8 protein-coding genes are annotated in these 8,158 nt (G+C 60.2%); 4 read left to right on the top strand and 4 right to left on the bottom strand.

Annotated elements, in window-relative coordinates; translation table 11 throughout:
• The 4 genes from ACQZ60_RS17585 to ACQZ60_RS17570 all read left to right on the top strand — a co-directional run.
• Positions 1 to 421 (top strand): carbohydrate ABC transporter permease (locus ACQZ60_RS17585; RefSeq protein ID WP_448735764.1); only part of this gene is annotated, 421 nt, incomplete at its 5' end.
• Complete coding sequence (locus ACQZ60_RS17580) at positions 414 to 1,289, top strand: carbohydrate ABC transporter permease (RefSeq protein ID WP_448735763.1); 876 nt, start codon at positions 414 to 416, stop codon at positions 1,287 to 1,289. The genes ACQZ60_RS17585 and ACQZ60_RS17580, both read left to right, overlap by 8 nt.
• A gap of 86 nt (positions 1,290 to 1,375) precedes the next feature.
• Positions 1,376 to 2,452, top strand: a complete 1,077-nt coding sequence (locus ACQZ60_RS17575) for an ABC transporter ATP-binding protein (protein WP_003520178.1) — start codon at positions 1,376 to 1,378, stop codon at positions 2,450 to 2,452.
• A gap of 262 nt (positions 2,453 to 2,714) precedes the next feature.
• On the top strand, positions 2,715 to 3,080 hold the full coding sequence (locus ACQZ60_RS17570) for a hypothetical protein (RefSeq protein WP_020809241.1): 366 nt from the start codon (positions 2,715 to 2,717) through the stop codon (positions 3,078 to 3,080).
• A 315-nt stretch (positions 3,081 to 3,395) separates the two neighbouring features.
• Here the strand turns inward: ACQZ60_RS17570 and ACQZ60_RS17565 are convergent, their stop codons facing one another.
• Genes ACQZ60_RS17565 through ACQZ60_RS17550 form a run of 4 tightly spaced genes read right to left on the bottom strand, consistent with a single transcriptional unit; the run spans position 3,396 to position 8,116 of the window.
• Positions 3,396 to 4,172, bottom strand: coding sequence for a sugar phosphate isomerase/epimerase family protein (locus ACQZ60_RS17565; RefSeq protein WP_448735762.1), 777 nt, complete (start codon positions 4,170 to 4,172; stop codon positions 3,396 to 3,398).
• Positions 4,169 to 5,185, bottom strand: coding sequence for a hydroxyacid dehydrogenase (locus ACQZ60_RS17560; RefSeq protein WP_448735761.1), 1,017 nt, complete (start codon positions 5,183 to 5,185; stop codon positions 4,169 to 4,171). Before ACQZ60_RS17560 ends, ACQZ60_RS17565 begins: the two co-directional genes overlap by 4 nt.
• Positions 5,182 to 7,059, bottom strand: coding sequence for a DUF2264 domain-containing protein (locus ACQZ60_RS17555; RefSeq protein WP_448735760.1), 1,878 nt, complete (start codon positions 7,057 to 7,059; stop codon positions 5,182 to 5,184). The genes ACQZ60_RS17560 and ACQZ60_RS17555 overlap by 4 nt, the downstream gene beginning before the upstream one ends.
• Positions 7,052 to 8,116, bottom strand: a complete 1,065-nt coding sequence (locus tag ACQZ60_RS17550) for a LacI family DNA-binding transcriptional regulator (protein WP_269829771.1) — start codon at positions 8,114 to 8,116, stop codon at positions 7,052 to 7,054. The genes ACQZ60_RS17555 and ACQZ60_RS17550 overlap by 8 nt, the downstream gene beginning before the upstream one ends.
• Positions 8,117 to 8,158: the final 42 nt, after the last annotated feature.

Here is an 8,158-nt window from a genome sequence, read left to right as displayed (position 1 = left end):
GATCTACACGCTGGTCATCCTGTCCGTCTGGCAGTTCGGTTCGCCGATGATCATCTTCCTCGCGGGTCTGAGACAAATCCCGCAGGACATGTATGAGGCCGCCGAAATCGACGGCGCGAGCAAGGTGCGGCAGTTCTTCCGCATTACCCTGCCGCTTTTGACGCCGGTGATCTTCTTCAACGCGGTGATCCAGACGATCGACGCCTTCAAGGCCTTCACCCCCGCCTTCATCATCTCCGAAGGCACCGGCGGGCCGATCAACTCGACGCTGTTCTACACGCTCTACCTCTACCAGGAGGCCTTCGGTTTCTTCCGCATGGGTTATGCCTCGGCGCTTGCCTGGATTTTGGTGATCATCATCTCGCTGTTCACGGCCTTCTCGTTCCTCAGCGCGAAATACTGGGTGCACTACGATGACTGATGCTGTTACCGCCCCCCGGCCGGGCCAGGGCCTGCAACGTTCGCCGCTGAAATCGGTGATGCTCCACACGGCGCTGATCATCGCGTCCTTCGCGATGCTCTATCCGATCCTGTGGATGATCTCGGGTTCCTTCCGGCCGCAGGACGAGCTGTTCGGCTCTTCCTCGCTCATCCCCTCGGCGGTGGATGTCGGCGGATATATTCGCGGCTGGACCGGGCTGCAGGTGAGCTTCGGACAGTTCTTCTGGAACTCCTTCTTCATCTCGGTGCTGGCCACCATAGGAAACGTGGTCGGTTGCTCGCTCGCCGCCTTCGCTTTTGCCCGGCTTCGCTTCGGGGGGCGCAATTTCTGGTTCGCACTGATGCTTGGCACCCTGATGCTGCCCTATCACGTCGTGCTCATCCCGCAATATATCTTGTTTCTGGAAATGGGCTGGGTGAACACCTCGCTGCCGCTGATCGTGCCGAAATACCTCGCAACGGACGCCTTCTTCATCTTCCTGATGGTGCAGTTCTTCCGCGGCATCCCGCGCGAGCTGGACGAGGCGGCTGTGATGGATGGCTGCTCGCCCTTCCGCATCTACTGGAAGATCATGCTGCCTTTGTCGCTGCCGGTGCTGGCGACGGCTGCCATCTTTTCCTTCATCTGGACATGGGACGATTTCTTCGGGCCGCTGATCTATCTGAACGACATCAACACCTACACCGTGCAGCTTGGCCTCAGATCCTTCGTGGATTCCACCGGCAGCTCGGACTGGACGTCGCTTTTCGCCATGTCCAACCTGTCGCTGGTGCCGGTCTTCCTGTTCTTCCTGTTTTTCCAACGGCTGCTGATCGAAGGCATCGCCACCACCGGAATGAAACGCTGAACGGAACCCGGATCGGGAACGCATTTTAAGACAATCAACACTGTCGCTGCCGCCCTGCATGCGGCGCGACAGTCGGGAGAAACAGCATGGCAAGCAGCATTACGCTCGAAAAAATCGTCAAGCGGTTCGGCGCCTTTCCGGTCGTTCACGGCATCGATCTCAAGATCGAGCCGGGCGAGTTCACCGTTTTCGTCGGCCCTTCGGGCTGTGGCAAATCCACGCTTCTGCGCATGATTGCAGGGCTTGAGGAAATCTCCGAAGGCGATCTTCGTATCGATGGCGAAAGGGTCAATGAAACCGCCGCCTCCAAGCGCGGCATCGCCATGGTCTTCCAATCCTATGCGCTTTATCCGCATATGAGCGTCTACAAGAACCTCGCCTTCGGTCTGGAGACGGCAGGCTACAAGAAACCGGAAGTTCAGGCGCGGGTGCAGAAAGCCGCCGATATCCTGCAGATCGGCCCGCTTTTGCAACGCAAGCCGAAGGCGCTTTCGGGCGGCCAGCGCCAGCGTGTCGCCATCGGCCGCGCCATCGTGCGCGAACCGAAAATCTTCCTGTTCGACGAGCCTTTGTCCAACCTCGATGCGGAACTGCGCGTGCAGATGCGCGTCGAAATCGCCAAGCTGCACCAGACGCTCGGCAGCACCATGATCTATGTGACGCACGACCAGGTGGAAGCCATGACCATGGCCGACAAGATCGTCGTTCTGCGCGACGGCCGCATCATGCAGGTCGGCCGCCCACTCGATCTTTACAATAATCCCGCCAACCAGTTCGTCGCCGGTTTCATCGGCTCGCCGAAGATGAATTTCCTCTCCGCCAAGGTGGCTTCAGGCGACAGTTCCAACCGCACCATCGAGGTAGCCGGTCAGCGCATCGTGCTGGAAAAACCGGTCGCCGCGCAACAGGGCGAACCGCTCACCTTCGGCGTGCGCCCGGAACATGTGAACCCGCAGGCGCAATCGGCCTCGCTGGGTGAGGCCTCCATCCAGCTCGTCGAACATCTCGGCGGCTCAACGGTGGTCTACACCGCGACCCCCGACGGCCAGCCCGCCACCGTGCTGCTGGACGGCCAGCGCCATATCCGCATCGGCGAGACCATTCCCTTTGCGTTCGATCTTTCGAAGACGCATCTGTTCGGGGCGGATGGGCGGCGGATATGACACTTGTATTTAGCGTCTAACGTAGATGACAAGAGAAAAGCCCCCTTCAGTCATATTGGCTTTGCAGGCCTTTTCGAGCGATTGCGTGCTTACGCGATGAAGAGGTTCTTTCGCGACCAAAGACTTCGGTAAGCTGCATCTCGAGCCGAGGGCACAGTGCGTCGATGATGATCGTGAAGAACAAAGGTGGACGCACGTGGCAAGGTCCGATTGCGTAACGAGGAAAATCTGTCCAGTGTGAAAGTTAAGACTGGAGAGACGAATGCTGAGATTATGGCAGCGCATCACATATTATCGTCATCGTAGTGAGCTTTGGGCGCTTAACAAGGCGCAGCAGATGCCGCTCGTGGCAGGCTTTCCAATCTCGTTGGTGGTCTCATTTTGGTGGTTTGTTATGGCAACGCCAGTGATGCTGCCGCATATAATATTGCAGGCTTACTCCAAGAGTGCTGCGACAATTTTCTTGTTGATCACTGGTCTTCCTCTACTTCTAGCGATCGTTTTAGCGATGCCTTGGTTTTTCAGCTGGCAAGGAATTGCGGCAGGTCTGATGTCGGGTCGATCTGAGGCAGCGAGGAAAAAGGAACAAGTCTTAATGTATGCAATTGACGCCTATAGGGCGAAGTGAGTTTAACGTCTGCGTGCCTGCTGGTTCTCGGCGATTTGGCAAAGATGGTAGGCGTCAATTTCGAGATTCTGGCCATCCCATTTAACGCTCGCACCATAATCTGCAATTGTCGCGGTTTTCCAGATGTCCTCCGATAGTAGTGGAGCCAGTAATCCTCCACCGGTGGCGATCCACCCTGTCAGATCAGCAGACGACTGGCCGCCGTCTGCCCATTCAACCGTGAGCAAGCCATGAGGTTTCGCTGTAATGCTTTTGACCCGTGGTATAATAACCTTCTCCCATTAACCGGTAAGAGTAGACATTGATCGGTCGAGATTATGACTTATCAAAAATTTCTCCAAGTATCACCGCATCTTCCGCGAACTGCCCGACATCGTCGCCTTTGACGAATTCGAGCATCGCGAAAGCCGGTTTTTTCCAGTCGCCTTCCGGCAATGCATCCACGCACGCCCGCCAATAATCCGCGCGTTCGTGAAGCGGCAGGCGGCTTGCGTCGGCGAGCCAGGCGAAGACATGCAGGTGGCAGATGCGTGGGCCGAGTGCGGATATTTCCGCGAGTGCGTCCTCCAGCGGCAGGCCGGGAGCGGGCTGCCAGTAGAAAAAGAGGTTGGGCATCGGCAAATCCTGCATGAGTTGCAGGGCCGAGGGCAGGGTGTCCGTCAGTGAGTTGGGGTGATATTCGAGGCCGATTGTCATGCCATGGTCGTGCGCCCGGCGGGCGATTGTCGCCAGCGCTTCCGTTGCCGCGCGGCGTTCGCCGGGGGAGTAATCGGCAGATGGGCGTTTGCGGCTGCCGGGCCAGATGCGGATATGGCCGGCGCCGAGCGCTTTTGCTGTTTCCAGCACGGCGGTCACATCTTCCGGCGCAAAATCCGGTGCAAAGATGTAGGAGCCGTAAGAGGAGACGGAGAGGCCGGCTTGCGCCGTCCGCGCCGCCACATCCCTTGCATTTTCGAGATCGCCGGGCGGTACATGGATATCCGCCCCCCATTCGATGGACCTGATGCCGTTTGCGGCGGCAAGCTCGATGACGGCCTGTGGCGACAGGGAGCGGAAGGTGACGGAGCAGAGGCCCGGCTCGAAAAATCTCATGCGATCAGTTCCAGATGTTCCGGCCGCACCTGCTGTTGCAGGGGTGCCGCGCGGCAGAAGCGTTCGATTTCGGCAATCGCCATGTCGCCGAGCCTTGCGCGTTCAAGCCCGGTGGCGCCGGCGATATGCGGCGTCAGGAACACGTTCGGCAGGTTGTAAAAGGGTGAATCCGGCGGCGGCACTTCCGGGTCGGTGACGTCGATGACGGCTTCGATGCGTCCGGTTTTCAGCTCGGCCAGCAGCGCGTTTTCATCCACCAGCGCGCCGCGTGCCGTATTGATCAGCGTCGCGCCGTCCTTCATGCGGGCAAGTGCTGCTGCGCCGATCATATGCTGCGTCTGCGGCAGGGAGGGTGCATGCAGGGAAATAACATCGCTCACCGCCATCAGCTCCTCGAGCGAGACGAGACGTACACCGAGCTTTTCCGCCTCCGCAGCACTGAGAAGCGGATCGAAAAGGATGAGGTTGAGATCGAAGGGCTGCAACAGATTGATGACGCGGCGTCCGATGCGCGATGCGCCGACGATGCCGACCGTCAGGCCGAGATTGCCGATGGCCTGCGCCTGCAATCGCTCGACAGGGGCGCGGTCGCGATGCTCCAGATAAAGGCGTCGGAAACCGAAGGTGCGCTTACCGGCCAGCAGGATCATGGCCAGCGAAAATTCGGCGACCGGCTGTGCATTCGCCTCCGCGGCGCTGCACACGGTAACGCCACGATCGAACACCGCTTGCGACAGGAAATATTTGACCGTGCCGGCGGCATGGGAAATCAGCCTGAGGCGCGGCATCAGCGCTAGTTCCCGCGCGCCGATATCCGGACAGCCCCAGCCGGTCAGAAGAATATCCGTCCGCGCCAGCTGCTCTTTCACTGCGGGATCGTGGAAATCGCAGATCCGCCCCGTGTCGAGAATATCGACACTCTGCGACAGCCTTTCGAGCGCCTGCGGTGTCAGCACATGCTGGGTTCGCTCCGGGTCCATGGCAAGGCTGAGACGCGGAAGCGGGCTCGTCATTGCGGCTCTCCCGTTGCCGCCATGCTGCTGACCGGAACGCCCCGTTCCGCAAACAGGCGGTCGAGCCCCTCCATATCCGGAAGTGCGGGAACTGTCGCCAACGCTGTTTCGCTTTCTGGCCCGGTCACCCCGACAAAGACCGCGCAGGCAAGCAGGGTTTCGCCCGCCGGAATCTCGCCCCGCAGTTGCGGCACCGTGGTCTTGGCGTTGATGAGATTGGTGTTGGGCAGAGCCTTCAGTGCCACGCCGTGGCGGATTATGCTGGAGCCGAGATCGACAATGGCGGATATGTCTGCGCCGCAATCGGCGGTCGCCCGGTTGGTCTCTTCGCGCACGGCATCGCGGTCGCCATCGTTGCGATTGATCGCGAAGCCGCCTTCGGTCACCGAAAGGGGGCGGGCGGAGGTGATCCGGTGCAGCCTGATATGCCAGCCGCCAGCCGCAACCAGCGTCGTTTCAACCGCCACATCCGGGAACGGCTTCCATGTCGCCCGCAGGCTTTCCCCGGCCAGCAGAACCTTCTCGTTGGTCTCGCGCACGCGGTAATGCAGGCCGTCTTCGGAGAAGGCCAGCATGTTGTCGAAACCGTTGGTCCTGAAACCGCGTTCGTCCACTTCGACGCCGAAACCGTAACGGGAGGAATAGGCGAATTTGGCATATTTCTCCGGCCCGCCGCGCATGGAGAGGTTTTCCTGGCCGCTGGAAAGCGCCGTGACGTTGCCCTTCGTTTGCATCATAACCATGCCGGGATGAATGAGCGGCTTTGGTTTTGCGGATGTTTCGGGCTGCTTTTCCTCTGCCTGCCAGAAGGGGTGGCTTTCCGGCAGGGCGAGCGGCAGGAAGGCTTTAAAGGCCCAATAGGGCGAGCCCGCCGAATTATAGCTTTCCGACATGATGAGCTGCGGATAGGCGTAGCCGATGGAAAGCACGCCGTCGCGGTCGGCAATCGGCTTTTTCGCCCACCAGCGCAGATGTTGCAGATAAAGCCCCTTGATCTCGCCCCAGGGCAACGCCTCCTCATCGGCAAAAGCGAGACCCGCCCAGAAGCCGCCGCAGGCGAAGCGGTAGGTCATGGAGCGGCCGAAGGCGAGCGTGCCGCCATCCTCATCGAACCAGCTGGCGAAATCGCCGGCGAAGAGGCGCGCTCGCTCCCGGTAGCGTGCGGCGTAGGCATCGTCAGGCTTGCTGAGTTTCGCGTAGATCAGGCCGTAAAAATGCATGGCGAAGGCGATGTAATGGTCGATGCGGCGGTAATTGCCATCGCGATACCAGCCGTCGGCGATATAGAATTCGTCCAGTTCCTTCTGGAATGTCTGGGTCAGGCTGCGGTCGAAATCGATGCCGAGATGATCCAGCGCCATATCGACCATCACCCGGAAGAACTTCCAGTTATTATCGGCGTAATTGCGCTCGCGCGCCGTCAGCAGATAACGGCGCACATTGTCTTTCTGTGCGTCGGATAGCGGTTCCCACAGGTGCTGCGGCGCAAGCCGCAGCGCGAATCCGAGGGCTGCAAGCTCTACCAGCCGCTGATCCCTTTGGCGCACGTCGCCCCAATATTCGGGATGGGAAGGATCGGTGCCGTTGGCTATTCCCCGTGCCAGAAGCGGCCAGTGGTCGAAATGATCGCCGCTCAGCGCAAGCGGTGCGATGCCCCAGAGCGGCCGGGCGAAACCTTCCAGATCGGCCGCCGCCCGGTCGAAATGCGCGGCGGTGCCGCTCAGCGTCACTCTTGCGCCGCCCGGTGAAAAATAGGGAAGAAGCGGCGTAAAACTCTCATCCAGCGCCCACCGGACATCGGCGCGGCTTTTGAGCGGATTGCCATGCAGTGGATTGAATCTGGCCATGGTGGGCTTACTCATGGTGTCATGCATCGCGTGCCGCCTTTCCCGTCTTTTTCGCCTCGCCGGCCGTCTGTCCTTCCACCAGCTGCACGCCAAGCTGCACCTGGCGGGCATTGGCGGAGGGTTCCGTCAGCCGGCGTCGCAGCAGCTCCACCGCCTCGCGGGCGATTTCGCGACGGTCGACGCGGATCGTGCTGAGACGGGGCGTGGAGAGTTCGGCAAAGGGCAGATCGTCGAAGCCGATAATGGAAAGATCGTCCGGCACGGCGAGGCCAAGCTCCTGCGCCGCCCCCAGCGCCCCGAGCGCAATCGCGTCATTCATGCAGAAAATGCCGGTGAGTTCAGGGTTTTTGGCCAATAGCTGGCGAACCGCATCGCCCGCCTGCCCGAAGCCGCTATCCGCCGTCGAAAGCAGGAACTCCTCATAGGTCGTTCCCTCTTCCTCGAGGATCGTGTGGCGGAAGCCGCGCATACGCTCCCTGATGGTGTGGCGATGATGCGGGCCGATATAGGCGACCTTGCGGTGACCGAGTTCCAGCAGCCGCCGCGCCGCCAGCGCACCGCCGTAAAAATTGGAGGGCGAGACGCAATCCAGCATCATCGAAGGATCGGCGCTGTTGACCAGAACCGGTTGCAGCACACCCTGCGTGATGCGGTGGATGATTTCGTCCTCGGGATCGAGGCCGATGGCGAGAAGGCCGTCCACCTCGCAGACCCGCTGGGTCAGCGCATCATCCACCTGTTTCTGGTGCAAAAGCCGGATATCGAGTTCGAAACCGTCCGTCTGGGCAAGGCTGCGCAGCATGTCGAAAATATCGTGATAAAAAGCGCCGATATCGCCGGTCGCCCTTTCGGCGGACATGAGTGCGAGGATTTTCTTACCCTCCAGCGGCACGCCGCCGGTCTGGTTTGCGACCGGTCGCAACGGATAGCCAAGCTCCGCCGCCACCCCCAGAACCTTGGTCTGGATCGACGCGCTGATACCTTTCTCTCCCGCAAGAACGCGCGAGACGGTGCTGATGGAAACGCCGGCGCGCTGGGCGATATCCGACTGGCGCGGGCGGCTGATGTCGGGCGTATCGTTCATATCGTCTCCTGCGCTTGCAAAAAAATCTAATATGATGCAAAT

This window comes from Agrobacterium sp. 22-223-1, assembly GCF_053522385.1.
This window is presented reverse-complemented; position numbering and strand designations above follow the sequence as displayed.

Coding starts and splice junctions, on each gene's coding strand:
- ACQZ60_RS17570 (WP_020809241.1), top strand. CDS start 2,715: ATGCTGAGATTATGGCAGCGCATCACATATTATCGTCATCGTAGTGAG.
- ACQZ60_RS17555 (WP_448735760.1), bottom strand. CDS start 7,059: ATGCATGACACCATGAGTAAGCCCACCATGGCCAGATTCAATCCACTG.
- ACQZ60_RS17575 (WP_003520178.1), top strand. CDS start 1,376: ATGGCAAGCAGCATTACGCTCGAAAAAATCGTCAAGCGGTTCGGCGCC.
- ACQZ60_RS17560 (WP_448735761.1), bottom strand. CDS start 5,185: ATGACGAGCCCGCTTCCGCGTCTCAGCCTTGCCATGGACCCGGAGCGA.
- ACQZ60_RS17565 (WP_448735762.1), bottom strand. CDS start 4,172: ATGAGATTTTTCGAGCCGGGCCTCTGCTCCGTCACCTTCCGCTCCCTG.
- ACQZ60_RS17550 (WP_269829771.1), bottom strand. CDS start 8,116: ATGAACGATACGCCCGACATCAGCCGCCCGCGCCAGTCGGATATCGCC.
- ACQZ60_RS17580 (WP_448735763.1), top strand. CDS start 414: ATGACTGATGCTGTTACCGCCCCCCGGCCGGGCCAGGGCCTGCAACGT.